Genomic DNA, 23701 nt, shown 5'->3' with positions numbered 1-23701 from the left:
GGCGAACTAACAGAACGGGTTGTCGCAGATAACGGATAAGCAGCATGCAGGACGCCGCAGCCAACAAATGGGATTTCTGGATCGACCGGGGCGGGACCTTCACCGACATCATCGGCCGCGATCCGCAAGGCCGACTGCATCCCCGGAAGCTTTTGTCGGAGAACCCTGAGGCCTATGCCGATGCCGCTATCCAGGGCATCCGCGAACTGCTTGGACTGAAAACCGGCGCCGCCATCCCCGCGGAGCGCATCGGCGACATAAAAATGGGCACCACTGTCGCTACCAACGCGCTGCTGGAGCGCAAGGGCGACCGCGTGCTGTTGCTCATCACCAGGGGTTTTCGCGACGCGCTGCGCATCGCCTATCAGGCGCGGCCGGATATTTTCGCCAAGGAGATCATCCTGCCCGAACAGCTCTATGAGCGGGTGGTAGAGATCGACGAGCGCGTGCGCGTGGACGGGTCCGTCGAGCGCCTGCTCGACATCGCCGCCTGCCGCCCGGCCATCGAGCAGGCCAAGGCCGACGGCATCGACGCGGTCGCCATCGTCTTGATGCACGCCTGGAAATATCCCGACCATGAAAAGGCAGTCGCGAAAGTCTGCCGCAAGATCGGCTTCAGCCAGATATCGGTCAGCCACGAGGTCTCGCCGCTCATCAAGCTGGTCGGTCGTGGCGACACCACGGTGGTCGACGCCTATCTGTCGCCGATCCTGTCACGCTACGTCGAAAGGGTGGCGGGAGAATTGGGCGCCGGCCCGCGGCTGATGTTCATGATGTCATCGGGCGGGTTGACCGCCGCCGACATGTTCCAAGGCAAGGATGCGCTGCTTTCCGGCCCAGCCGGCGGCGTCGTCGGCATGGTCGAGACGGCGAAGCTCGCCGGCTTCGACAAGGTCGTCGGCTTCGACATGGGCGGCACCTCGACCGACGTCGCCCATTATGACGGCGAATACGAGCGCGCCTTCGACACTGAAGTCGCCGGCGTTCGCATCCGCGCGCCGATGATGCGTATTCATACCGTCGCGGCCGGCGGTGGCTCGATCCTGCACTACGAGGCCGGTCGCTTCCGCGTCGGCCCGGACTCCGCCGGCGCCAATCCCGGCCCGGCCGCTTACCGACGCGGCGGCCCGCTCGCCGTCACCGACGCCAATGTCATGCTCGGCAAGCTGCAGCCCGATGTCTTCCCGGCGATCTTCGGCCCCGGTCAAGACCAGCCGCTCGACGTCGCCGCCGTGCGCGAAAAATTCGCGGCTTTAGCCGCCGAGATCGGCGATGGACGCTCGCCCGAAGCGGTGGCCGAGGGTTTCGTCACCATCGCCGTCGAGAACATGGCCAACGCCATCAAGAAGATTTCGGTGCAGCGCGGTTACGATGTCACTGAATATCTCCTGAACTGTTTCGGTGGCGCCGGCGGCCAGCATGCCTGCCTCGTCGCCGATGCGCTCGGCATGGAAGCGGTGCTTATCCACCCCTTCTCCGGCTTGCTTTCGGCTTACGGCATCGGGCTGTCGACGGTTTTCGCCTCGCGCCAGCAGGCGTTGCTGAAGCCGCTCACCGAAGAGTCCCGCTCCTCGATCGAGGACCTGATTGCGACCTTGCACCAGGGCGTCATCGCCGACCTTGCAGTGCAAGGCATTGCGCAAGACGCCATCGCCTCAAAGCCGGTCCTGCAGATCCGTTATGACGGCACCGACACAACTTTGCCGGTCAACTTCGAGCACGGCTCGATTTTTCGCGCCAGGAGCGATTTCGAGGCCGCCCATCAAGCGCAATTCGGCTTCGTCTACGAAGACAAGCCGATGATCGTCGAGGCAGTCGGCGTCGAAGGCAGCGATGTCGGGACCGCCAGCCGCGACGAAAGTGAATCAGGGCTCGAAGACCAGGTGGGAAGCCCCTGGCAGTCCCGGCAATTCTTCGCCGACGGCGCCTGGCGCGATGCCGGCATCTTCCGTCGCGAGGATTTGAAGCCTGGTCACAAGGTGGCCGGCCCCGCGCTCGTCATCGAGCCGAACCAGACCATCGTCGTCGAGCCGGGCTGGCAGGCCGAGATCACGGCCAGGAACCATGTGCTGCTGCGGCGTATAGAGAAAAAGGCCCGACAGGCGGCGCTCGGCACCAAAGCCGATCCGGTGATGCTCGAGGTCTTCAACAACCTTTTCATGTCGATCGCCGAGCAGATGGGCGTCACGCTGCAGAACACCGCCTATTCCGTCAACATCAAGGAGCGGCTCGATTTTTCCTGCGCCGTGTTCGACCGCCATGGCGCGCTGGTCGCCAACGCGCCGCACATGCCGGTGCATCTCGGGTCCATGGACCGCTCGGTCGAAACCGTCATCCGCCTGAATTCGGGCGATATCCATCCCGGCGACGTTTTTGCTCTCAACGCGCCCTACAATGGCGGCACGCATCTGCCCGACATCACCGTGGTGACGCCGGTGTTCGACGACGCGCGCACGGAAATCCTGTTCTGGGCGGCCTCGCGCGGCCACCATGCCGATGTCGGCGGCACCGCGCCGGGCTCGATGACGCCTTTGGCCACAACCGTCGACGAGGAAGGCGTGCTGTTCGACAATTTCCGCATCGTCGATCGCGGCCGCTTCCGCGAGGAGGAGCTCGAGGCGCTCCTCACCGACCATCCCTATCCTGCCCGCAATCCCGCCCAGAACATCGCCGACCTCAAGGCGCAGATCGCCGCCAACGAAAAGGGCGTGGCGGAGTTGCGCAAGATGGTCGCGCATTTTGGCCTCGCTGTCGTCGAGGCCTATATGGGCCATGTTCAGGACAATGCCGCCGAGAGCGTGCGCCGCGTGCTGGAAAGGCTGCCCGACAGTTCCGACTACGAGTATGCCACCGACACCGGCCAGGTGATCAAAGTGAAGATCACCGTCGATCGGCAAAGGCGCGACGCGACGGTCGATTTCACCGGCACCTCGAAGGTCATGAAGAACAATTTCAATGCGCCGGAGCCGGTGGCGCGAGCCGCTGTGCTCTATGTCTTCCGCGTCATGGTCGAGGACATGATCCCGATGAACGCCGGATGTCTCAGGCCGATCAACATCGTCATCCCCGACGGTTGCATGCTCAAACCCTCCTACCCTGCCGCCGTCGTCGCCGGCAATGTCGAGACCTCGCAGCATGTCACCAACGCGCTGTTCGGCGCCATGGGCGCGATGGCCAACGCGCAAGGCACAATGAACAATCTCACCTTCGGCAACCGGCAATACCAATATTATGAGACGATCTGCTCCGGCTCGCCGGCCGGCCAAATGAATTCGGGCCGCGGCTTTGCCGGCACCTCCGGCGTCCACACGCATATGACCAATTCGCGACTTACCGATCCCGAAGTGCTGGAACTGCGCTTCCCGGTCGTGCTGGAAGACTTCCACATCCGCGACGGTTCCGGCGGCAAGGGCAAATGGAACGCCGGCAACGGCACCAAACGCACGATCCGCTTCCTCGAAAAAATGGAATGCGCCATCCTCTCCTCACACCGCAACCGCCCGCCGCAGGGTCTGAACGGCGGCGGCGACGGCGAGGCCGGCTCGACCAAGGTCAGACGCAACGACGGCTCGATCGAGGTGCTGAAGGCCTGCGACCAGACCACGCTCGACGCCGGCGAGGCCGTCATCGTCGTCACGCCGACGCCCGGCGGATTCGGCAATGCCTAAGACTCAGCGTCAGCAGCCTGTCACCCGCCTGTCACAACGCTGCGCTACCCGCTTGCGCAATGCAAACGGGAAATCAGCTTGCCATGTCGGATGTATCGGGAGAACTCGTTTTTCGACGCGGCAAGGAGGTTGGAAAAGCCGTCTACCAGAACCGCGCCCTGTCGAAGGACGGCATTTCCGAGCGGCTTTTCGCCTTCCTGTTTTCCGGCCTCGTCTATCCCCAGATCTGGGAAGACCCGGAGGTCGACATAGACGCCATGCAGCTTGGCGCCGGCCACCGCGTCGTCACAATCGCATCGGGCGGCTGCAACATTCTGGCTTACCTCACCCGTTCGCCGGCCCGGATCGACGCCGTCGACCTCAACGCCGCGCACATCGCGTTGAACCGCATGAAGCTGGAGGCGGTGCGCCATCTGCCCTCGCAGGGCGATCTGTTCCGTTTCTTCGGCGCAGCCGACACCAGCCACAACTCGGAAGCTTACGACCGCTTCATCGCGCCGCATCTCGACCCGGTCAGCCGTCACTACTGGGAGCGCAGGAACTGGCGCGGCCGCCGCCGCATCGCGGTTTTCGACCGCAACTTCTACCAGACCGGCCTGCTTGGCCTCTTCATCGCCATGGGCCATCGTGTGGCAAAACTGTTCGGTGTCGATCCGGCCGGCATCATGAAGGCCGAGAACATCGGCGAGCAGCGCCGTTTCTTTAACGAGGAGCTGGCGCCGGTCTTCGACAAAAAGCTGCTACGCTGGGCGACATCGCGCAAGGCCTCGCTTTTCGGTCTGGGTATCCCGCCGGCACAGTACGACTCGCTGATCACGTCCGGCGACGGTTCGATGGCGAGCGTCTTGAAGGCGCGGCTGGAGAAGCTCGCCTGCGATTTCCCGCTGAAGAACAACTATTTCGCCTGGCAGGCCTTTGCCCGCCGCTATCCGCAGCCCGGCGAGGCAGCCCTGCCCGCCTATTTGGAACAGCGCAACTACAGGACGATCCGCGCCAACACCGAACGCGTCGCCATCCATCATGCCAACTTGATCAAATTCCTCGCCGGCAAGGATGCGGGCTCGGTCGATCGCTTCGTCCTGCTCGATGCCCAGGACTGGATGACCGACGACCTGCTCAACGATCTGTGGACCGAGATCACCCGCACGGCCTCGGTTGGCGCGCGCGTGATCTTCCGCACCGCGGCCGAGCCCAGCCTGCTGCCGGGCCGCGTCTCCAGTTCCCTGCTCGACCAGTGGCGCTACGAAGCCGAGGCCTCGCGCGAATTCTCGGCCAGGGATCGCTCGGCGATCTATGGCGGCTTCCATCTCTATGTGAAGCGCGCCGCATGAGCACGACGGAGCTGCCGGTCCGCCATGCCGATCTGATGGATGGCGTCTATCGCTGGCAGCGCCATATCTACGACATTAGCCGCAAATACTACCTGCTCGGCCGCGACCGGCTGATAGCGGGGCTCGACGTGCCGCAAGGCGGCACCGTGCTCGAGCTCGGCTGCGGTACCGGCCGCAACATCGTTCTTGCCGCCCGGCGCTATCCAGACGCCCGCTTCTTCGGTTTGGATATCTCGGCCGAGATGCTGGAGACGGCAAACGCGGCTATCGCTCGCGAAGGTCTCTCCGACAGGGTCGAACTGGCGCGCGGCGACGCCACGGATTTCGATCCGGCGGCGCTCTTCGGCATCGAGCGCTTCGACCGTGTCTTCATATCCTATTCGTTGTCGATGATCCCCGGCTGGGAGAAGACCGTGTCGGCCGCGCTTGCCGCGCTCGCACCCGGCGGCTCGCTGCATGTCGTCGATTTCGGCCAGCAGGAAGGTCTGCCAAACTGGTTCCGGGCCTTGCTGCGCGGCTGGCTGCGGAAATTCCATGTCACGCCGCGCGCCTCGCTGCGCGACGTCCTTGACTCGGAGTCGAAACGGACCGGCGCAACCTTCCGTTTCAGAACGCTTTATCGCGGCTATGCCTGGCTCGGCGTCATCGGAGCTCGAATGTAGAGAGCCTTACTGGTGTAAAGCTTTCACCAGCGCGGCCACCATCGCCTGCGGCCGATAGCCGAGCTTGGCAGGTGTCAGCCCGAGCCGTACCACCACCAATTGCTCCGACGGAATGATGGCCACCGTCTGGCCGTCATGGCCTTCCATCCAGTAGGTGTCCTTGGGCAGGCCGGCGGCAGCGCCCGCGCCCGGATTCTCCTCATCGCCCGGACCCTCGATCCACACCTGGCCGTTGCCGTAGACCTTCGAGGCCGGCGCCGGCTGCCGCATCCAATCGACGAATCCGGCGGGCAGGATCTGCGCGCCGTTCCAGACACCGCCCTGCAGCAAAAACTGGCCGAAGCGAGCCCAGTCGTGCGCCGTGGCGTAGAGATAGGACGAGCCGACGAAAGTGCCTCGCTCGTCGGTTTCGAGCACCGCGCTGTGCATACCGAGCGGCTCAAACAGCGCCGTGCGCGGCCAGCTCAGCGCCTTCACCTTGTCGCCGATTGCCTCCTGCCACAGCCGAGACAGCATGACAGCCGTGCCGCTCGAATAGGAAAATGCCTTGCCCACCTCGCCGCCGAGCGGCTTGGCCTCGGCAAAGCCCGCCATGTCCGGCTCGAGATAGAGCATGCGCGTCACGTCGGCGACGTCGCCATAATCCTCGTTGAACTCCAGCCCGCTCGACATCGCCATCATGTCGGCAAGGCTGATCGCCGCCCGACCGTCGGCCTTCCACGGCGAGAACAGGCCCTTCTTGTCGAGCGCCATCTTGCCGTCCTTGACCAGCGTGCCGACAATCGCGGCATTCACCGTCTTGGTCATCGACCAGCCGAGCAGCGGCGTCTTGGCCGAAAAACCCTCGCCATAGCGTTCCGCGACGATGCGGCCGTTCTTCACCACCACGACCGCGCGCATGCCAGTCCCGACCATCGCGGCATCATCGACGATCTTCGTGACCGCGGGGTTTTGCAGGGCGTCCACCCTTTCGCCCTCCGGCCAGAGCGCATCCTGCGAGGCCACCGCCAAAGGCTCTATATGGACGGAGGTCTGCCGCGCCCTGCCGGTGTCGCCATCCGGAACCGACGCGCAGCCGACCCCGTCGCGCTCTACGGCGACGCTCTTGCCCAGCGTCCAAAGCAGGCCCGCCGAAACAAGGCCCCTTTCCTTGTCGACGGATACCTTCATCAGCTTGAGCAGCGGATGGCTCGGCGCCTGCACGTCGACGGCCAGCACTTCATTCGGGTCGCGGCCGGCGATGAACACGTTGGAGCAGACGATCTTGGCCGCATAGCCCGAGCCGACACGGATCAGTTCGGGCGGCGCAAAGTAGAGCCAGGCGAAGAGCGCGATCACCGCCAGCACAATGAGGCCGAACAGCCATTTGATGAACTTCACGACAGCCCGCATCTTTCCGCCCTTGGGTTTTCCGGTTCGCTTTATGTCATTGATTTGCCGCCATTGCTTCTCCAAAATCATGGTCGATGTCGAGCGCCGTCAATGGATTATCAACCATGTTCGGCGATGAACGGAGAGACTGGGCGGTCCTGTGGGGCGACCGTCCGGAGGGGGCCCGCGGAAGCGACCACCATCAGTGAAGGACCCATCAGCGGCCGGCTGATCCCGGCTCGGGGGATATCATGCGCCGTCTTGCGGCCATCCTGATGCTGACGCTGTTGAGCGCCTGCTCGACCGTGGACGATCTATCGCCGCTGGCGCCGTCATCCCAGACGGTCGCCCTGCGCGCGCCCCGTTTCGAAGATTCCAAACCGCATGAATGGGACAGCGGCGCGCCGTGGAATTATGCGATCCACGGCACCGACGTCTCAAAATACCAGACCTCTGTCGACTGGCCGACGGCCAAGGCCAGCGGCATCTCCTTCGCCTTCATCAAGGCGACCGAGGGCGGCGATCGCTTCGACGATTATTTCAACGAGCATTGGGCACGCACCAAGGCCGTCGGACTCCCGCGCGCGGCCTATCATTTCTTCTATTTCTGCACCCCGGCCGCCACCCAGGCGCGCTGGTTCATCGCCAATGTTCCGAAAGATCCGTCGGCGATGCCGCCGGTGCTCGACATGGAATGGAACCCGAAGTCCCCGACCTGCCGACTGCGCCCCGATCCCGCGACGGTGCGCAGCGAGATGACCACCTTTCTCGAGATCGTCGAGCGCCATTATGGCAAGAAGCCGATCATCTATACGTCGCTCGACTTCTTCGATGACAATAACCTAGCGACGTTCCGCGGCTATCCTTACTGGCTGCGCTCGGTCGCCGGCCATCCGCGCCAGAAGTATGGCAGCCATCCTTTCACCTTTTGGCAGTACACCGGAACCGGCATCGTGCCCGGCATGACCGGCAAGTCCGACATCAATGTTTTCAACGGCTCGGAAGCCGCCTGGAACAAGTGGCTGCGGCAGAACACCCGTTGACATCGGCCCCCTTGCCTGCTTTCGACATGGCGGGCGGTGATAGTTGCAACCGCTGGCGATGCGGAGCGGCGCACCCCACCGGGGTGCCGCACGGCGCTCCTGAATTTTGAAATCTACGCATGATGCGTCCGCATCCGGCCGTGATCATGCCCCGGTCTCGTAAGGGAAGCGATGCGATTGCGCGTTGAAATCCTGGCGGCGCTGCTGGTCGGCGCTTTCGCTTGGCCTGCGGCGGCGCAGGAATGCGGCGGCGATTTCGAAGCGTGGAAACAGGGCGTGGCCGCGGAAGCCAAGGCAGCCGGCGTCGGCGCCGTTGGCCTGAAGGCGCTGGAAAATGCCGCGATCGATGAAAAGGTGCTGGCGCGCGACCGCGCTCAAGGGGTGTTCGCCCAGACCTTCACCCAATTCTCGAACCGCATGATCTCGGCCTATCGCCTGAAGCAGGGCGCGGCCAACCTCAAGAAATATGCCGACGTCTTCGCGCGCGCCGACAAGGAATTCGGTGTGCAGCCGGCCGTCATCACAGCGTTCTGGGGACTGGAGACGGATTTCGGCGCCGTGCAGGGCGATTTCCACACGCTGGACGCGCTGGTCACCCTCGCGCATGACTGCCGCCGCCCTCAGTTGTTCCGGCCGCAATTGGTGCCGTTGCTGACCTTGATCGACCGCGGCGTGCTGCCGGCCGACGTCAAGGGCGCCTGGGCCGGCGAGATCGGCCAGACGCAGATTCTGCCGACCGACTATCTCGCCCGCGGCGTCGACGGCGACGGCGACGGCAAGGTCGATCTCCGGAACAGCGTGGCGGACGTGATCATGACCACGGCCGACAAAATCCTGTCGCGCGGCTGGAAGCGCGACCAGCCCTGGGTCGAGGAGGTGCGTGTTCCCGACGACATGCCTTGGGACCAGACCGGCCGCACCAACAAGCTGTCGCTGTCGCAATGGGCCCAATGGGGCGTGACCAATCCGGACGGCACGCCGCTCGTCGACAACGGCCTGAAGGCCGGGCTCGCCTTGCCCATGGGTCGCAAGGGTCCAGCCTTCCTGACCTACGACAATTTCGACGTTTATCTGGAATGGAACCAGTCCTTCACTTACGCGCTCACCGCTGCGGTGCTGGCGACCCGTCTGGCCGGGGCGCCGCAATTCGATCCGCGCACGCCCGAGCCCGGCCTCAACGGTGACCAGATGAAGGCCCTGCAGACCAAGCTTGAGGCCAAGGGCTACGATGTCGGCACGGTCGACGGTATCCTCGGCACGAATACCCGCGAAGCGATCCGCAAGGAGCAGATGCGGCTCGGCATGGCCGTGGACGGTTGGCCGACGCCGGAATTGCTGGCGAAATTGTAGCGCCCTGTCCTTCCCCCAAGGGGAGAAGGGGGAGCTCAATCCGCCATCGTCTCCAAGCTCGCGAAACCTTGCGGCGCGTCGCCCTCGTCGAACGGCGTCGTCACCTCCACGAACGTGTCGGGATAGAACCCGTTGAATCGCGTCCTCAGTGACAGCGAGTAGGCGCCGATATGGCCGATCTCGATCCAGTCGCCGGTGTCGACCGTTTCCGGCAGCCAGAATGGGCGCGACAGGATGTCGACGGAATCGCACGTTGCGCCGCAAACCTTGAACGGCACGACCGTCTTGTCGCTGCCATTGCGCGTGCGGATCGCCGGATCGGGAATGAAGCGCGCCGGCAGCGTGATCTTGCCGGTCCATGAATCCGAGAGCGACGCCCAGATGCCGTCATTGATGTAGAGCCTTTTGCCCTTGCGCAAGAGCACGCGCACGATCAGCGACAGGCAGCGCGCCACGATCACGCGGCCGGGTTCGGCGACCAGCGGCATCTCGTCGAACCGGTATTCCTTGAGGTCGCCGGCCAGCCGCGACATGAGCTGGCCGAGCGACGGCATCTCGATGTGTTTGCGGTTGGGATCGTGGCCGTACTCGGCCGGAAAGCCGCCGCCCACGTCGAGCCCGGCAATGTCGAAGGTCAGCCGGTTGCGCACCCAGTCGGCAGAGGCCAGCGCGCGCTCGTAGGTGTCGGGGTCCTCGATCTGGCTGCCGACATGGAAACACAGCCCGACCTTGTAGCCGGTACGGTTGAGCCGCTCGGCAAGCTCCACCGCATTGGCGGGACCGGCGCCGAATTTCTTGGACAGCTCATAGGCCGCGTGGCCCTTGGTCTGGATGCGCACGAAGACGGTGAGAGCGCCGGGATCGATGTCGAGCGCACGCACCACGCGCGTCAGCTTGGTGACCTCGTCCTCATGATCGAGCGAAATCACGCGGATGCCGTATTTCTCCAACGCCAGCTTGATGTCCGACTGCGCCTTGATCGGATGCATGTAGAGCATTTCGGCCTCGGGCGAGACCCCCCGCACAGCGGCGAACTCGCCGGGCGAGGCGACGTCGAAGGCGCTCACGCCGGCCTCGACCAGCGTCTTCAGCACGATCTGCTCGCCATTGGTCTTGACCGCATAGGCGGTCTTGCCCGGGAACATGCCCATGAACTGCAAAGCATCGGCCTTAAGCACCTGCGGGCGGAAGCAATAGACCGGATCGTCCGGACGAAGCGCCAGTGCCGCCTCGCGGGCATTTTCGAATCGCTGCATGGACGAATCCTTGATCTCGGCGCGCACAATTAATCCTAGCTAGCCGCCAAAGAAAACAGTTCTGTGTCTCGCCTTCGCCTGCGAGCGGCCGCACCCTTTTGCGCTACGCTAAACCATTGGGCAGGTTTCGGGTGGCCCTTGCCACCGAACCGTATATCGGTTGGAGCTGGTTCGGCGGATTGAGGGAGCGATCGGCATGGGAGGGGTGACGACATGACGATGGCGGCTGGCGCCGCGCCGACACGCGGACCGATGACGCTCAGAGATTGGGCGCAGCTCCTGCTGCTCGGCGCGATCTGGGGCGGCTCCTTCTTCTTTGCCCGCATTGCCGTGGCGGAGATCCATCCTTTGGCGCTGGTGCTGTTTCGCGTCGCCATCGCGGCGGCCGCGCTTCAGCTCTATCTGGCGATCCGCGGCCCGTCCTTCCGTCTCGCCCTTTCCCACGCCGGCCTGTTCTTCCTGCTGGCGTTGGCCAACAATGTCATTCCGTTTTCGCTGATCTTCGCCGGCCAGACCGAGCTCGGCGCCGGTATTGCCTCTGTGCTCAATGCCACGACGCCATTTTGGACGCTGCTCCTCGCCAATGCGCTCACCGCTGATGAAAAACTGTCCTGGAACAAGCTGGCCGGCATCTCGCTCGGCGTTGCAGGAACAGCTGTCATGATCGGTCCTGGTTTGGCTGCTGGCCTCGGCGAGCCGGCCTGGGCCAAGTTCGCGCTGATCGGCGCCTCGGTGTCCTACGCGATTGCCCTGATGATCGCGCGCCGCTTCAAGGGGGTGCCTTCGCCGGTCATCGCCACCGGGCAACTGACCGCATCGACCATCATCATGATCCCCGTCGTGCTGATTGCCTACGGCCCAGCCGGGCTGTTTTCGGTCTCGCCGCCGGTCTGGGCCGCGGTGCTCGGGCTGGCCCTGCTCTCCACAGCCTTTGCCTACATCCTCTATTTCAACCTCGTTGCCTCGGCCGGCGCCACCAACGCCTCGCTGGTCACTTTGATCGTACCGGTGAGTGCCGTGCTGCTCGGATTCCTGTTTCTGAGCGAGCGGCTGCAGCTCTTCGAAATGGGCGGCATGACGCTGATCGGAGTCGGTCTGATCACCATTGACGGGCGCCTGTTCGGCCGATGGTAGCGGTGCCATGCCACGGCTTCGCCATAATTTATTCACAAACTCTTGGATCGATTTTTGCCGAAGAGTTTCAATGGCTAACGGCAAATTCGAGGTCGCAAATTCCACAATCACGTCGCAATGCAGCACATTTTCCGCTTGCCTGTGACCCAAATGACTCTAGATTCCGGCCATAGCTCTTAAGAGGAGGCTATGGCATGGGACTGACGAGGCCAATCAACGCATTGATGATTTGTGCTGCGTTTGCATTCATCGGCGCCCTTATCATGGGCGTTCTTCCCTGACCCGCCGAAGCCGGGAAGACCAACACCGAGGATGAGTCCAACCGATTCGAAAAGGCCGGGTTCCGCCCGGCCTTTTCCGTTTCAATCATTGTTTTGGATGCATGTCGTTTCGCAAAACCGCTGCACACTTTTCGGCGAGTTTGATCAGGCCGCGGCCGAGCCGGCCGCTTCCGCCTCATGCGAGCGGATGCCGATCATGTGGCAGACGGCGAAGACCAGGTCGGCACGGTTCATCGTGTAGAAATGGAAATCGCCGACGCCGCGCTCGACCAGATCATGGACCTGCTCTGCCGCGACCGCTGAGGCCACCAGTGCATGCGTTTGCGGATCGTTCTCCAGCCCTTCGAAGCGCTCGGCCAGCCAGGCCGGCACCAGCGCGCCGCAGCGGGAGGAAAAATTGGCGACCTGGGTGAAGTTGTGCACCGGCAGGATACCCGGCACGATCGGGATGTAGATGCCGGCGCGGCGCGCGCGCTCGACATAGCGCTCGTAGAGGTCGTTATCGAAGAAGAACTGGGTGATCGCCCGCGTCGCGCCATTGTCGACCTTGCGCTTCAGCATATCGATGTCGGTGGCGAAGTCCGGGCTTTCCGGATGCTTTTCCGGATAGGCCGAGACCGAAATGTCGAAATCGCCGACGCTCTTCAGCGCCCCGACCAGTTCGGCGCCGTTCGCATAACCATCGGGATGCGGACGATAGGCGGTCCCCACGCCTGCTGCCGGATCGCCACGCAAGGCGACGAAACGGGTGACGCCAAAGTCGGCGAATTCCTGGATGACGGCGTCGACCTGATGCCGGGCCGCGTCGACGCAGGTCATATGCGCCGCCGGCGTCAGCGTCGTCTCGTTGAGGATGCGCTTCACGGTGCGCGCCGTGCGCTCCCGGGTCGAGCCGCCGGCACCGTAGGTCACCGAGACGAAGCGCGGCTTGAGCGGCTCGAGCCTTGTGACGGTGTCCCAGAGCCTTGCTTCCATCTCATCCGTTTTCGGCGGGAAGAACTCGAACGAAACCCGGACCTTGTCGCCAATGTCGGGGCGGCGGGAAAAGCGGAACTGGTTCATCAGGCTGTTTCCCTTGCTGGAAGTGTGTCGTTGGACGGATCGGCGATCAGCAGGCGGCGATCGCGACCCAACCAGAGCTTGACGGTGAGTCTCGCCTCGGCCTGGCCGCGCGGCTCGAACTCCTGGCTCTCTTCGAGGTCAAGCCCTGCCTCCTCGAACCAGTCGGCGATCTGCCGGTCGGAAAAGCCTAGCCGCATATGCGCGTGCTGGTCGCGCAGGAACTCCAGATTGTGAGGCGCGAAATCGACGATCACCAGCCTGCCGGACGGACGCAGCAGCCTCGCGGCCTCGCCGATGGCGCGGGCCGGATCGTCGAGATAGTGCAGCACCTGGTGGATGGTGACGAGATCGAAGGCGTTGCGCTCGACCGGCGGCGAAAAGATGTCACCCTGGCGCACCTGCGCATTGGCGACGCCGGCTTTGTCGAGATTGGCGCGCGCCACGGTCAGCATCTCGCGCGACATGTCGATGCCGACGCCGCGCCGGTAGAGCGGCGCGAAGATCTCCAGCAGCCTGCCCGTGCCGGTGCCGAGGTCGAGCATCGACTGGAACGGCCGTTTGCCGACAAGCTTGAGCAGTGCCGCTTCCACCGCGCGATCCGGCACATGCAGCGAGCGGATGCGATCCCAGCTGGCAGCGTTCTCCGAAAAATACTCCGCGGCCCGGTCCTGCCGCTTGCGCTTGACAGCGGCCAGCCGCTCCAGGTCGCGCACCACCTGCGGATCGGCCTCGCGCACGCCCGAGACCAGCCGCTGAACGAAATCGCGCGAGCTGTCTGTGTCCGATAGCCTGAAAAAGGCCCAGGACCCTTCCTGGTAGCGGCCGATCAGCCCGGCATCGAGCAGTAACTTCAGATGCCGTGAGACGCGCGGCTGCGACTGGCCAAGGATTTCGGTAAGGTCGGAGACGGTGAGATCGCCGCGCGACAGCAGCACCAGAATGCGCAGGCGGCTGGATTCGGCAGCCGCCTTCAATGTATCTACCATCGTGTCGAGCGTGACATGCATGAGCGGTTCTCGCTGAAAGATATAAAGATATGTTTATGTCGAATTTAAAACCCTGGCAAGCGTTATGTCGCTCTCGGACAAGAAAATGGCGCAGCCATGGTCCGCGCATTGCAGGCCATGCGTCCGCGGATTGATTGAACGATGTTCGAGAGACGCGAGGACGAGACGCTCCTGGAAAACGACCCGGCCAATCTGCCGCCGGACGGCCATGTCGTCTTCATCGGCCGGATCGCCTCGCCTTGGACGAGCCGCGAGGATTGTCCCAAGAACATGCGCGCCGCCCGCGAGACCGGTCGGACTGGGGCCATCCTGATCGACAAGCCCTACCGCCGGGGGCTGCAGAACCTCGATCGCGCCAGCCACATCGTCATCCTGTCCTGGCTCGATCATGCCCCACGGAATCTGATTGTGCAGAAGCCGCGCCATGCGGCTGAACCGAAAGGCGTTTTCTCGCTGCGCTCCCCTGCCCGGCCGAACCCTGTCGGCCTGCACATCGCCAAGCTCGTCGCGCTCGATATCGAGGAAGGCCGGATCGAGATCGACGCCATCGACGTGCTCGACGGCACGCCGGTCGTCGACATCAAGCCCTACTATGCGTCGACCGATGCCTTCCCTGAGGCGGCCATTGCCGGACGCGAGGAGAAATGAGCGCGCCGACCGGCCGCCGCCGCGCGATTGCCAAGGCGCTCACCGCGCTCTTGCCGCTCGCCCCCTATTCCGACATGGAAAAAATCCGCGCCGATGCCGGAGCCGTGCATATGAAGAGCTTGCCGCCGACGATCGCGGTGTGGCTGGCAACCATCGCGCATGTCCGCCACACCCATACCGACTATGACAAACTGCTGGCCGAAGGCTATGACCGCGACTCGGCACGCTTCTTTGTCATCGACGAGACCAATGAGGTGCTGACCCGCTGGCGCGCGACGCGGCTGCTGGAAGAGGATGACGAGGACGAGTAAAGCACAGGCTAGGCTAGACAGCGCCGTTGGCCTGGCTCTTACTTCATTCGAAGCTGGACGCTAACCTGCCTTTCCACAACGACGAAGATGGAGCGAAATGAGCCAAGCCGCCCCCGCGCCTGCCGCGCCACTACCCATTCTGTCAGAGCGTCATCTCGATCCGCATGCCTATCCCAACGGCGTCGCTTACCTCGATGGACAATATCTGCCGATGTCGCAGGCAAAGGTGTCGGTGCTGGACTGGGGCTTTCTGCATTCCGACGCCACTTACGACACGGTCCATGTCTGGGACGGCCGCTTTTTCCGTCTCGATCTGCATCTCGACCGTTTCTTCGGCGGGCTGGAAAAGCTTCGCATGACCATCCCGTTCGGCCGCGACGGCGTTGCCGAAATCCTGCACAATTGCGTCGCGCTGTCCGGCCATCGCGGTGCCTATGTCGAGATGCTGTGCACGCGCGGCGCCTCGCCGACCTTCAGCCGCGATCCGCGTCAGGCGATCAACCGGTTCATGGCTTTCGCCGTCCCCTTCGGCTCGGTCGCCAATGCCGAACAATTGCGAAGCGGCCTCCACGTCGCGATCAGCGACAAAGTCCGTATCCCACCTGCCTCGATCGATCCCTCGATCAAGAACTACCATTGGCTGGACCTGGTGCGCGGGCTCTACGACGCTTATGACCGCGGCGCCGACACCGCGCTGGTCCTCGACTTCAACGGCAACCTCGCCGAAGGTCCAGGCTTCAACGTGTTCTGTGTCAGGGCAGGCAAATTGACCACGCCCGCCGTCGGCGTGCTGCCCGGCATAACGCGCCGCACCGTGTTTGACCTGTGCGCCGAGGCGGGACTGCCCACGGTTGCCGCGGATGTCAGCGTGGCCGCGCTCAAGTCAGCCGACGAAGTCTTCATCACCTCGACGGCCGGCGGCATCATGCCCGTCACGATGATCGACGGTGCTCCGGTTGCCGATGGCAAGGTCGGGGCGATCACTGAGCGTCTGATGCGCCTCTACTGGCAAAAGCACGAGGATCCGGCCTGGTCGAGCGCAGTGCGCTACGGATGACAACCAAAGCCACTCCAACAGTTCACTCGAGCGAGACTTGAACCGGCGATATCCAAAGCCGAAGCCCGATCACGCGCGATAGATCCACTGCTCCGGCACCCGCACCGAAATCTCTTCGCCGGTCCTGATGATGCCGGGTTTTTCGACCCAGGCGACCAGACCGCGCAGCCTCTTCGCCGTCTTCGGAAACAGCAAGGCCGTCGCGTCGCGATCCGCCGCGTTGACATGTTCGGCGATCGATTGCCCGGCGACCCGGCAGGGCTTGTTCTGGCCGTCGATCTTGATCGTCACGCCGCCCTTGAAGAACAACAGCGACCCCGCCGGCAGCATCGAAAGATGCGGCAGGCCTTCGATCATCAGGTTGGCGCCGATCCATTCCGCCTTGATCTCCTCGAGGCCCATGCGGTGGGCGACGATGGCGAGCTCATCCGCGGCGACGAGCGACAATTGCCGCTCGTTGCGCATTTCGGTGCCGCGCGGGTACCAGGGCTCGCGCCCGCCGGAGCGCCGCGTCGCGCCGGCATGGAAGTCACCCTCGATCCCGTCGAAGCCAAGGCGCAATTCGTCCACGGGCCTTGTCTCGAAATGATCGGACTGCGCGGCATAGAGTGCCGCTGCCAATGCTGTCAGCTTGCGGCCGGCGACGATGTCGGCCGTCGGCTCCGCCGACGGAAAAAGCTCTAGGTTCGTTTCCTGCATAGCGTTGGTCTAGAGACGCTCGGCTACTCGGTCCAGTCGAAAGCGCTGATGATCCGATCACAGCGCTTCATGGCGATCACGACTTTCTTACCTGAAGATGCCGCACGCTTTCACATTCCGCCGCATTGCCGCCGCGCCGGCGGCGTAAATGGCGGCGCGAACTTGGGAGGGTTCAGATCATGCAGGTTCAACATGCGATCGCCGCGCTCTGGTTGGCCTGGGTGGTGTCTTGGGTGCTGGCCGCCGCGTGGGCCGATCCAGCGCAAAAGCGCGCGGACTTCAAGGCTGAGGCCCGTTACCGGGTTCTCTGGCTGGCCGGCACCTTTCTGCTGTTCGCGCCGGCGCACGGCTATGTCGGCCGATTGCGGCTGTGGACGCCGACGCTTGCCGAGGGCTGGATCTGCGTCGCCCTGATCGCGATCGGCATCGCTTTCGCCTGGTGGGCGCGCTTGCATCTCGGTCGGCTGTGGTCGGGCACCGTCACCGCCAAAGCCGATCACCGCGTGGTCGACAGCGGTCCCTATCGGCTGGTCCGCCACCCGATCTACACCGGCCTGCTGGTGTCGATCCTCGCCACCATGGCAGCCAAGGGCACTGTCTGGGGTGTTGCCGGCGCTGCCCTGCTGCTCGTCGGCATCGTCGTCAAGGCCAGGCTGGAAGAGAGCTTCCTGCGCGGCGAGCTCGGCCCCGCCTATGACGACTATGCCAGGCGCGTGCCGATGCTGGTGCCGTTCGTTCCCGCCTGAGCCGGTTTACAACATCCTCAGCAGCGCGCCGCCGATCGAATAGCCTGCGCCGAAGGCGCAGAGCAGGCCGAAATCGCCGGCCTTCATGTCCGCATGATTTTCGGACAGTGCCACGATGGCGCCGGCGCCCGCCGTGTTGCCGAGCCGCTCCAGCACCATCGGCGCGCGGTCATGGTCGACATCATGGCCGAAGGCGAGTTTCAGGATCATCGCATTCATGCGCGCATTGGCCTGATGCAGCCAGAAGCGGCGGATGCCTTGCGGCGCCAGACCATGCTCGGCCAGGAACTCGACGATGAATTTGTGGCCCGCGACCGTGACTTCCTTGAACACCTTGTTGCCGACCTGCTTGATCAGATTGCCCTCGAGGTTGATCTGGTAGGGATCGTCCTGGGCAGTGCGGGTGTGGTAGCCGAGATTGGTGCGGATGTTGTTCGACATTTGCGTCCAAGTGCGCGTGTCGAGCACCTCGAAGCGTCCCGGCCGCTTCTCGCCCTGGTCGAGCCCTTCGACGATCATGGCGACCGAGGCGTCGCCGAAGATGAAATGCGTCTGCCGGTCGCGGAAGTTGAGATGGCCGGTGATGATTTCGGGCGTCGACACCAGGATGCGCTTGTGCGCCCCTGCCCTGACCAGGTTGACCGCGATGTGCAGCGCCGCCGCGGCGGAAGAGCAGCCGAGCCCCATGTCGAAGCCGGCGCCATTGGTGCCCAGGGCCTGCTGCATCTCGATGGCGATCGCCGGATAAGGCCGCTGATGATGCGAGGCCGAGCAGATCACCAGATCGATATCCGAGCCTTCCACGCCGGCATGGGCGATGGCCTTTTTGGCCGAAGCGATGCCGAACTCCGCCTGCAGCGACAGCGCGTCGTCCGGCCGGGCCGGAATGCGCGGCGCCATGCGGGTTGGATCGAGGATGCCTTCGCGTTCGATCACATGGCGGGTCTGCACGCCCGACGCATGGACGATGAAGTCGCTGTCCGACTTCTGCAGCAGCGTCTCGCCTGTGACGGCGCGGCGCGCATTCTCGGTGTCGACCCAGCTGTTGAAGCTTTCGACCAGCTCTTCATTGGTGATGACTTGCTCGGGGATTTCGGCGCCGATGCCGCTGATGATGACGCGATGCATGTCCAATCCGTCCGAGGCACGGCCTTTGTGCCGGAGCGCGCTACCCTTGTCGCATTTGGCCGGTTTATGCCAGCCTAAATCGCAGTTCCGGCTATCGCGATGAGTTGACCGGAAACGGTCAGGCCCGCTTGGCAATGATGAAGATGCGCGGGAAGCGCAGCAGCACCTTGCCGGTCGCCGTCTTCGGATAGGCCTTTGCGATCTTTGCGGTGTAGCTTTCGAGGAATGTCTTTCTCTCGTCCGCGTCGAGCGGATCGAGGAACGGCTTCAGCCCCGTCGCCTTGACCCATTCGACGATCGCTTCGGCATTGGCCAACGGATGATTGTAGATCGTGTGCCAGATATCCACGCGATCGGCGAGCGGCGACAGAAGATCGTAGTAGAAGGAAACCGGGGGCAGCGGCGCGCGGGCGGCGCTCCTGAGCTTGGCCGAGAACGGCATCTCGGCCGCGGTGTCGCGCATCAACCGATGCGAGGGTTCGCCAAGATTATCGGGCATCTGGATGGCCAAGGCGCCGCCCGGCGCGAGCAGCCCGATCAGCTGCTGGAACACCGCCGGATGCTCCGGCAGCCATTGAAAGACCGCGTTTGCGAAGATCACGTCGACGGGCTGTGCCGGCTGCCATGCGGAAGCATCGGCTAGAGCGAAATTCACGTTGGGCAGCCGCGCCTTCGCCTTCTCGATCATGTCGGGTGAGGTGTCGAAGCCGCTGACCTCCGCATCCGGCCAGCGCTCGACCAGCAGCTCCGTCGAGTTGCCCGGACCGCAGCCGATATCGACGACGCGGCGCGGGAAATCGACCGGGACTTGTGCTGCCAGGTCCCGCGCGGGCCGCGTGCGCTCGTCCTCGAACTTCAGATATTGGGCGGCGGACCAGTCAGCCATTTCAGAGCCTCATATGTGTTCGCCGCCCACGGACTTTGTTACCGCGTCAGCCGCTTGTGCGTCATGCGGTGCGGGGTTGCCGCCTCCGCGCCCAGGCGGCGCAGCTTGTCCTTCTCATATTCCTCGAAGTTGCCTTCGAACCATTCGACATGCGCATCGCCCTCGAAGGCGAGCATGTGGGTCGCCATGCGGTCGAGGAACATGCGGTCGTGGCTGATGATCACCGCGCAACCGGCATAGGCTTCGAGCGCATCTTCCAGCGCGCCCAGCGTTTCGGTGTCGAGATCGTTGGTCGGTTCGTCGAGCAGCAGCACATTGCCGCCGCCCTTCAGCATCTTGGCCAGATGCACGCGGTTGCGCTGGCCGCCGGAAAGGTTGCCGACCTTCTGCTGCTGGTCGCCGCCGCGGAAGTTGAAGGACGAGCAGTAAGCGCGGCTGTTGACCTCGTGCTTGCCAAGCTTGATGACCTCGGCGCCGCCCGAGATCTCTTCCCAAACAGTCTTGTTCGGGTCGAGCGCGTCGCGGCTCTGGTCGACATAGCCGAGCTTCACGGTCTCGCCCTTGCGGATCGAGCCGGCATCCGGTGTTTCCTGGCCGGTGATCATCCTGAACAACGTCGTCTTGCCGGCACCGTTCGGGCCGATGACGCCGACGATACCGCCCGGCGGCAGTTTGAACGACAGATCCTCGATCAAAAGCTCGTCGGCAAAGCCCTTGTTGAGGCCCTCGACCTCGATGACGACATTGCCGAGGCGCTCGCTCGACGGGATGACGATCTGCGTGTCGGTCGGCTTGCGGTTCTGCGACTGCTCGACCAATTCCTCGTAGGCCTTGATGCGCGCCTTGGACTTGGTCTGGCGCGCCTTCGGCGAGGATTGGATCCATTCGCGCTCGCGCCAGATCGCCTTCTGGCGGGCGTCGTCCTCGCGCCCTTCCTGGATCAGGCGCTTGGCCTTGGCATCCAGATATTTGGTGTAGTTGCCCTCGTAGGGAATGCCGCGGCCGCGGTCGAGCTCGAGAATCCAGCCGGTGACGTTGTCGAGGAAGTAGCGGTCGTGTGTGATGATCAGCACCGAGCCCGGATAGTCGCGCAGGTGCTTTTCCAGCCATTGCGTGGTCTCGGCGTCGAGATGGTTGGTCGGCTCGTCGAGCAGCAAAAGGTCGGGCTGCTCGAGAAGCAGCCGGCAGAGCGCCACGCGGCGCCGCTCGCCGCCCGAGAGGTTGGTCACTTCGGAATCGGCCGGCGGGCACTGCAGGGCGTCCATCGCCATCTCGACCTGCTGCTCGAGATCCCACAGGTTCAGCCGGTCCATCTCGTCCTGCAGCTTGGCCGACTCGTCCGCCGTCTCGTCGGAATAGTTCATCATCAGCTCGTTATAGCGCTCGATGATGGCGGTCTTCCTGGCGACGCCGTCCATGACGTTTTCACGCACGGTCTTGCTGTTGTCGAGCTGCGGCTCCTGAGCGAGATAGCCCACGGTGGCGCCTTCGGCCAGCCACGCCTCGCCCTGAAACTCCTTGTCGAGCCCGGCCATGATGCGCAGGATGGTCGACTTGCCCGAACCGTTGGGGCCGAGGATGCCGATCTTGGCGTCCGGATAGAAGGACAGGTGGATGTTGTCGAGCACCTTCTTGGTGCCGTAGGCCTTCGACAGGCCTGACATGTGATAGATGAACTGGCGAGCCACGCGCGCTTTCCCTGAAACTGAACTGTCGAATTGGGTGGGGTTGCGCGCTATGTAGGCGATGAAGCGCCGAACGGCAATCGCTTTCGGCACGCCGCGATCTTCACCAGCCGGCGATCATGCTCGGTTCGGCGGCCAGATCCGGGCCTGGCACGCGCCCTATTGGAACCCTATCGCGTCGACCGTGCCCTTCGGGCAGCCCGCCTTGCTCGTCGGCGCCGAGGCGATCAGCAGGCTGGCGAGCTTGCTGTCGGGGCCGATCGGACCGGAGAGACCGAGCGTCAGCTCGCCGATCAACCGCCTTCCGCTCGACGGATCGACAAGGCAGGAGACGCGCACGCGGTCCCCGGCGCCCTTGCCGAAGGCCTGGTCGAAGGCATTGCGGATCTGCTCCGATGTCAGCTGCTTGCCGATGTTTTTGACAAAGAGATCGCGCACCGGCGAGGCGTTCACCGCGCGCATCAGATTGAGCGCGTCGGAGAAATACTCTTGCTGGCTCTTGCCGTAGCAGGTGCCGTGCTTGATCCATTCATGGCGCTCCAGCTTGGACGCCGTGCCCGGCATCATCTGGTCGAGCTCGGCGCGCGTGTTGGCGTCGAGTTCGACGGGTGGCAAATCTCCCCAATGCGCGGGATTGTCGTTGGCCTTGTCGCCCGCCGACACCTGGCAATAGAAATTGCCGTTCGGCTGCGGCCACAGCCCATGCAGCGTGAAGTGCGAAGCGTCGAATTCGTTGGGATTCTGCGCCTTGCATTCGGGTTTGTTGGCCTTGGTCTCACAGAATGCGGGCTGCCAGCTCAGCGCAAACACATATTCAGGCTTGCCGTAACCAGGTTGCGACGGCTTCATCGGATCGGCCGGCGAGGGCGTGGCGGACGCGCTGCCGCCGATGACATAGCCGCAGTTGATCTTCACCCAGCGTCGCTCCGGATCGGCGCCAGGAACCTGGATGAGATAATGGGTAGGCTCGTCCTTGTTGCCTGCCAGAAGCTGATAGGTCTGTCCCGCTTGGGTAGACACGTTGCCGGAGTTCTTGCCGCTCTTGATGGCTTGCGTTGCCGGACAGGCGCTGTCGGCCACGAAGGTGCCGCTCATCTTCACATCGGCCTGAGCCGCGCCGGCGCCAACCAGGGTCAGAACAACCGAACCCCATACTGCCCAAACCCGCATTCCCGCTCTCCCGGCGATCATCGAACCGTATTGGATTCGGCACATTAGAACAGGCGACGTGTCAGAATTGCGATCTTTGTCGTCGCGCGAAAATAATCCCCAGGAGAGCGATAAGCGCACTCCACATGGCTCGAAAGGATCGCGCTCTCTTGACGCCGCCGAAGCCCTCGCCCATCAGTCGCCAAGGGAGCGAGACATGCCATTCGACAAGCAGACCAGGCTGGCCTCACCGACCGGGGCCGACCTCAACCTCTATGTGAGACATGCGCAAACATCCCCGCGCGCCGTCATCCAGATCAATCACGGCTTGGCCGAGCATGCGGCGCGTTACGCCCGCTTTGCCGACTTCCTCGGCGCGCGCGGCTTCCATGTCTACGCCCATGACCATCGCGGCCATGGCGCGACAAAGGCGCCCGATGCGCCGCTCGGCCGGTTCGCCGATACCGACGGCATCGCCAAGGTGATTGCCGATGTCGGCGCGGTGCATGATCTGATCGCCGTTGATCATCCGGGATTGCCGGTCATCGCTTTTGGACATTCGCTCGGCGCCTCGATCGCGCTGAATTTCGTCCTCCGCCACTCCGGTCGTGTCCATGCCGCCGTGATCTGGAACGGCAATTTCTCGCAAGGCCTGCTCGGCCAGCTGGCCCTGGCCATCCTGGGCTGGGAAAGGATGCGGCTGGGCTCCGACATGCCATCTCGGCTGCTGCCCAAGCTGACCTTCCAGGCCTGGGGCAAGGCCGTGCCCAATCACCGGACCTTGTTCGACTGGCTGTCGCGCGATCCGGTCGAGGTCGACAAATACATCGCCGACCCGCTCTGCGGCTGGGATCCCTCGGTCTCCATGTGGCGCGATGTGGTCAACTTGGCGCTCTACGCCGGCAGGGAATCGAGCTTCGCCGGCGTGCGCCGCGACCTCTTCGTCAATCTGATCGGCGGCGAGAAGGATCCGGCATCGGACTACGGCAAAGCGGTTCACCACCTTGCCCGGCGTATGGACAAAATGGGCTTTTCGAATCTGGTTTCAAAGGTTTACGCCGACACCCGCCACGAGAGCCTGAACGAGGTCAACCGTGACATCATCATGAATGATTTCGCCGCCTGGGCGGATCATACGCTGAAACCTAGCGGCATTGGCCCATTGCATGGGTCGTGACAGGGGCGACCTCTGTTGGTAGACGCTGCGCTTTCAACCCTTCACGGTGA

General features: G+C 63.6%; 20 protein-coding genes. 11 read left to right on the top strand and 9 right to left on the bottom strand.

All coding sequences use genetic code 11. The features are described 5' to 3' along the window. Nucleotides 1-44 precede the first annotated feature (44 nt). The 3 genes from P9217_RS17895 to P9217_RS17885 all read left to right on the top strand — a co-directional run bounded on the left by P9217_RS17895 (nucleotide 45) and on the right by P9217_RS17885 (nucleotide 5661). The gene (locus P9217_RS17895; protein ID WP_278087860.1) at nucleotides 45-3668 is read left to right on the top strand and encodes a hydantoinase B/oxoprolinase family protein; all 3624 of its coding nucleotides are present in this window, start codon (nucleotides 45-47) and stop codon (nucleotides 3666-3668) included. Nucleotides 3669-3751: 83 nt separating this feature from the next. After that, nucleotides 3752-4999 carry a DUF3419 family protein gene (locus P9217_RS17890; RefSeq protein WP_278087861.1) on the top strand — a complete coding sequence of 416 codons (1248 nt, stop codon included), beginning with the start codon at nucleotides 3752-3754 and terminating at the stop codon, nucleotides 4997-4999. After that, the gene (locus P9217_RS17885; protein ID WP_278087862.1) at nucleotides 4996-5661 is read left to right on the top strand and encodes a class I SAM-dependent methyltransferase; all 666 of its coding nucleotides are present in this window, start codon (nucleotides 4996-4998) and stop codon (nucleotides 5659-5661) included. The genes P9217_RS17890 and P9217_RS17885 overlap by 4 nt, the downstream gene beginning before the upstream one ends. 6 nt (nucleotides 5662-5667) lie before the next feature. On the opposite strand, the gene P9217_RS17880 is transcribed toward P9217_RS17885, so the two are convergent. Continuing rightward, the gene (locus tag P9217_RS17880) at nucleotides 5668-7053 is read right to left on the bottom strand and encodes a serine hydrolase (protein WP_278087863.1); all 1386 of its coding nucleotides are present in this window, start codon (nucleotides 7051-7053) and stop codon (nucleotides 5668-5670) included. A gap of 230 nt (nucleotides 7054-7283) precedes the next feature. Between P9217_RS17880 and P9217_RS17875 the strand changes: the two genes are divergently transcribed. Then, complete coding sequence (locus P9217_RS17875) at nucleotides 7284-8075, top strand: GH25 family lysozyme (RefSeq protein ID WP_067329008.1); 792 nt, start codon at nucleotides 7284-7286, stop codon at nucleotides 8073-8075. A gap of 171 nt (nucleotides 8076-8246) precedes the next feature. Then, nucleotides 8247-9425 (top strand): lytic murein transglycosylase, encoded by a 1179-nt coding sequence (locus tag P9217_RS17870; RefSeq protein ID WP_278087864.1) that lies wholly within the window; start codon nucleotides 8247-8249, stop codon nucleotides 9423-9425. A gap of 35 nt (nucleotides 9426-9460) precedes the next feature. On the opposite strand, the gene P9217_RS17865 is transcribed toward P9217_RS17870, so the two are convergent. Continuing rightward, the gene (locus P9217_RS17865) at nucleotides 9461-10681 is read right to left on the bottom strand and encodes an alanine racemase (RefSeq protein ID WP_095802435.1); all 1221 of its coding nucleotides are present in this window, start codon (nucleotides 10679-10681) and stop codon (nucleotides 9461-9463) included. Nucleotides 10682-10894: 213 nt separating this feature from the next. On the opposite strand from P9217_RS17865, the gene P9217_RS17860 reads away from it, so the two are divergent. Further along, complete coding sequence (locus P9217_RS17860; protein WP_278087865.1) at nucleotides 10895-11815, top strand: DMT family transporter; 921 nt, start codon at nucleotides 10895-10897, stop codon at nucleotides 11813-11815. 425 nt (nucleotides 11816-12240) lie between these two features. On the opposite strand, the gene metF is transcribed toward P9217_RS17860, so the two are convergent. Together metF and P9217_RS17850 are read right to left on the bottom strand one after the other, a co-directional pair. Further along, a complete protein-coding gene (gene metF / locus P9217_RS17855; protein WP_095828949.1) occupies nucleotides 12241-13158 on the bottom strand; it encodes a methylenetetrahydrofolate reductase [NAD(P)H] in 918 nt (305 codons plus the stop codon). Continuing rightward, nucleotides 13158-14165 carry a metalloregulator ArsR/SmtB family transcription factor gene (locus tag P9217_RS17850; protein ID WP_067328997.1) on the bottom strand — a complete coding sequence of 336 codons (1008 nt, stop codon included), beginning with the start codon at nucleotides 14163-14165 and terminating at the stop codon, nucleotides 13158-13160. The genes metF and P9217_RS17850 overlap by 1 nt, the downstream gene beginning before the upstream one ends. 141 nt (nucleotides 14166-14306) lie before the next feature. On the opposite strand from P9217_RS17850, the gene tsaA reads away from it, so the two are divergent. The 3 genes from tsaA (at nucleotide 14307) to P9217_RS17835 (ending at nucleotide 16181) form a co-directional block, all read left to right on the top strand. Further along, the gene (gene tsaA, locus P9217_RS17845) at nucleotides 14307-14813 is read left to right on the top strand and encodes a tRNA (N6-threonylcarbamoyladenosine(37)-N6)-methyltransferase TrmO (protein ID WP_067328995.1); all 507 of its coding nucleotides are present in this window, start codon (nucleotides 14307-14309) and stop codon (nucleotides 14811-14813) included. Further along, a complete protein-coding gene (locus tag P9217_RS17840; protein ID WP_066990672.1) occupies nucleotides 14810-15124 on the top strand; it encodes a DUF2293 domain-containing protein in 315 nt (104 codons plus the stop codon). The genes tsaA and P9217_RS17840 overlap by 4 nt, the downstream gene beginning before the upstream one ends. A gap of 97 nt (nucleotides 15125-15221) precedes the next feature. Continuing rightward, entirely contained in the window at nucleotides 15222-16181 is a 960-nt protein-coding gene (locus P9217_RS17835) for a D-amino acid aminotransferase (RefSeq protein WP_095824936.1), read from the top strand. A 69-nt stretch (nucleotides 16182-16250) separates the two neighbouring features. Here the strand turns inward: P9217_RS17835 and P9217_RS17830 are convergent, their stop codons facing one another. After that, the gene (locus P9217_RS17830; protein ID WP_095802403.1) at nucleotides 16251-16880 is read right to left on the bottom strand and encodes an MOSC domain-containing protein; all 630 of its coding nucleotides are present in this window, start codon (nucleotides 16878-16880) and stop codon (nucleotides 16251-16253) included. A 179-nt stretch (nucleotides 16881-17059) separates the two neighbouring features. Here P9217_RS17830 and P9217_RS17825 point away from each other — a divergent pair, with 179 nt between their 5' ends. Continuing rightward, nucleotides 17060-17626, top strand: a complete 567-nt coding sequence (locus tag P9217_RS17825; RefSeq protein ID WP_067328990.1) for an isoprenylcysteine carboxylmethyltransferase family protein — start codon at nucleotides 17060-17062, stop codon at nucleotides 17624-17626. Between the two features lie 6 nt (nucleotides 17627-17632). On the opposite strand, the gene P9217_RS17820 is transcribed toward P9217_RS17825, so the two are convergent. The 4 genes from P9217_RS17820 to P9217_RS17805 form a co-directional block, all read right to left on the bottom strand. Further along, nucleotides 17633-18754 (bottom strand): beta-ketoacyl-ACP synthase III, encoded by a 1122-nt coding sequence (locus P9217_RS17820; RefSeq protein WP_278087390.1) that lies wholly within the window; start codon nucleotides 18752-18754, stop codon nucleotides 17633-17635. A gap of 118 nt (nucleotides 18755-18872) precedes the next feature. Beyond that, a complete protein-coding gene (gene tam / locus P9217_RS17815) occupies nucleotides 18873-19640 on the bottom strand; it encodes a trans-aconitate 2-methyltransferase (RefSeq protein ID WP_095824939.1) in 768 nt (255 codons plus the stop codon). A gap of 38 nt (nucleotides 19641-19678) precedes the next feature. Then, nucleotides 19679-21328, bottom strand: coding sequence for an energy-dependent translational throttle protein EttA (gene ettA, locus P9217_RS17810; RefSeq protein WP_067328984.1), 1650 nt, complete (start codon nucleotides 21326-21328; stop codon nucleotides 19679-19681). A gap of 156 nt (nucleotides 21329-21484) precedes the next feature. After that, nucleotides 21485-22495, bottom strand: coding sequence for a ribonuclease (locus P9217_RS17805; protein ID WP_278087389.1), 1011 nt, complete (start codon nucleotides 22493-22495; stop codon nucleotides 21485-21487). 196 nt (nucleotides 22496-22691) lie between these two features. On the opposite strand from P9217_RS17805, the gene P9217_RS17800 reads away from it, so the two are divergent. Then, entirely contained in the window at nucleotides 22692-23651 is a 960-nt protein-coding gene (locus P9217_RS17800) for an alpha/beta hydrolase (RefSeq protein WP_278087388.1), read from the top strand. Nucleotides 23652-23701: the final 50 nt, after the last annotated feature.

The organism is Mesorhizobium sp. WSM4989 (genome assembly GCF_029625795.1).
Classification (GTDB): Bacteria; Pseudomonadota; Alphaproteobacteria; order Rhizobiales; family Rhizobiaceae; genus Mesorhizobium.
This window is presented reverse-complemented; position numbering and strand designations above follow the sequence as displayed.

What these genes read in the sequence shown, in the direction of transcription:
- metF (WP_095828949.1), bottom strand. Translation starts at nt 13,158, where the DNA reads ATGAACCAGTTCCGCTTTTCCCGCCGCCCCGACATTGGCGACAAGGTC.
- P9217_RS17850 (WP_067328997.1), bottom strand. Translation starts at nt 14,165, where the DNA reads ATGCATGTCACGCTCGACACGATGGTAGATACATTGAAGGCGGCTGCC.
- P9217_RS17885 (WP_278087862.1), top strand. Translation starts at nt 4,996, where the DNA reads ATGAGCACGACGGAGCTGCCGGTCCGCCATGCCGATCTGATGGATGGC.
- tam (WP_095824939.1), bottom strand. Translation starts at nt 19,640, where the DNA reads ATGGCTGACTGGTCCGCCGCCCAATATCTGAAGTTCGAGGACGAGCGC.
- P9217_RS17865 (WP_095802435.1), bottom strand. Translation starts at nt 10,681, where the DNA reads ATGCAGCGATTCGAAAATGCCCGCGAGGCGGCACTGGCGCTTCGTCCG.
- P9217_RS17870 (WP_278087864.1), top strand. Translation starts at nt 8,247, where the DNA reads ATGCGATTGCGCGTTGAAATCCTGGCGGCGCTGCTGGTCGGCGCTTTC.
- P9217_RS17895 (WP_278087860.1), top strand. Translation starts at nt 45, where the DNA reads ATGCAGGACGCCGCAGCCAACAAATGGGATTTCTGGATCGACCGGGGC.
- P9217_RS17890 (WP_278087861.1), top strand. Translation starts at nt 3,752, where the DNA reads ATGTCGGATGTATCGGGAGAACTCGTTTTTCGACGCGGCAAGGAGGTT.
- P9217_RS17880 (WP_278087863.1), bottom strand. Translation starts at nt 7,053, where the DNA reads ATGCGGGCTGTCGTGAAGTTCATCAAATGGCTGTTCGGCCTCATTGTG.
- P9217_RS17805 (WP_278087389.1), bottom strand. Translation starts at nt 22,495, where the DNA reads ATGCGGGTTTGGGCAGTATGGGGTTCGGTTGTTCTGACCCTGGTTGGC.
- P9217_RS17830 (WP_095802403.1), bottom strand. Translation starts at nt 16,880, where the DNA reads ATGCAGGAAACGAACCTAGAGCTTTTTCCGTCGGCGGAGCCGACGGCC.
- P9217_RS17840 (WP_066990672.1), top strand. Translation starts at nt 14,810, where the DNA reads ATGAGCGCGCCGACCGGCCGCCGCCGCGCGATTGCCAAGGCGCTCACC.
- P9217_RS17820 (WP_278087390.1), bottom strand. Translation starts at nt 18,754, where the DNA reads ATGCATCGCGTCATCATCAGCGGCATCGGCGCCGAAATCCCCGAGCAA.
- P9217_RS17860 (WP_278087865.1), top strand. Translation starts at nt 10,895, where the DNA reads ATGACGATGGCGGCTGGCGCCGCGCCGACACGCGGACCGATGACGCTC.
- tsaA (WP_067328995.1), top strand. Translation starts at nt 14,307, where the DNA reads ATGTTCGAGAGACGCGAGGACGAGACGCTCCTGGAAAACGACCCGGCC.
- P9217_RS17800 (WP_278087388.1), top strand. Translation starts at nt 22,692, where the DNA reads ATGCCATTCGACAAGCAGACCAGGCTGGCCTCACCGACCGGGGCCGAC.
- P9217_RS17825 (WP_067328990.1), top strand. Translation starts at nt 17,060, where the DNA reads ATGCAGGTTCAACATGCGATCGCCGCGCTCTGGTTGGCCTGGGTGGTG.
- P9217_RS17875 (WP_067329008.1), top strand. Translation starts at nt 7,284, where the DNA reads ATGCGCCGTCTTGCGGCCATCCTGATGCTGACGCTGTTGAGCGCCTGC.
- P9217_RS17835 (WP_095824936.1), top strand. Translation starts at nt 15,222, where the DNA reads ATGAGCCAAGCCGCCCCCGCGCCTGCCGCGCCACTACCCATTCTGTCA.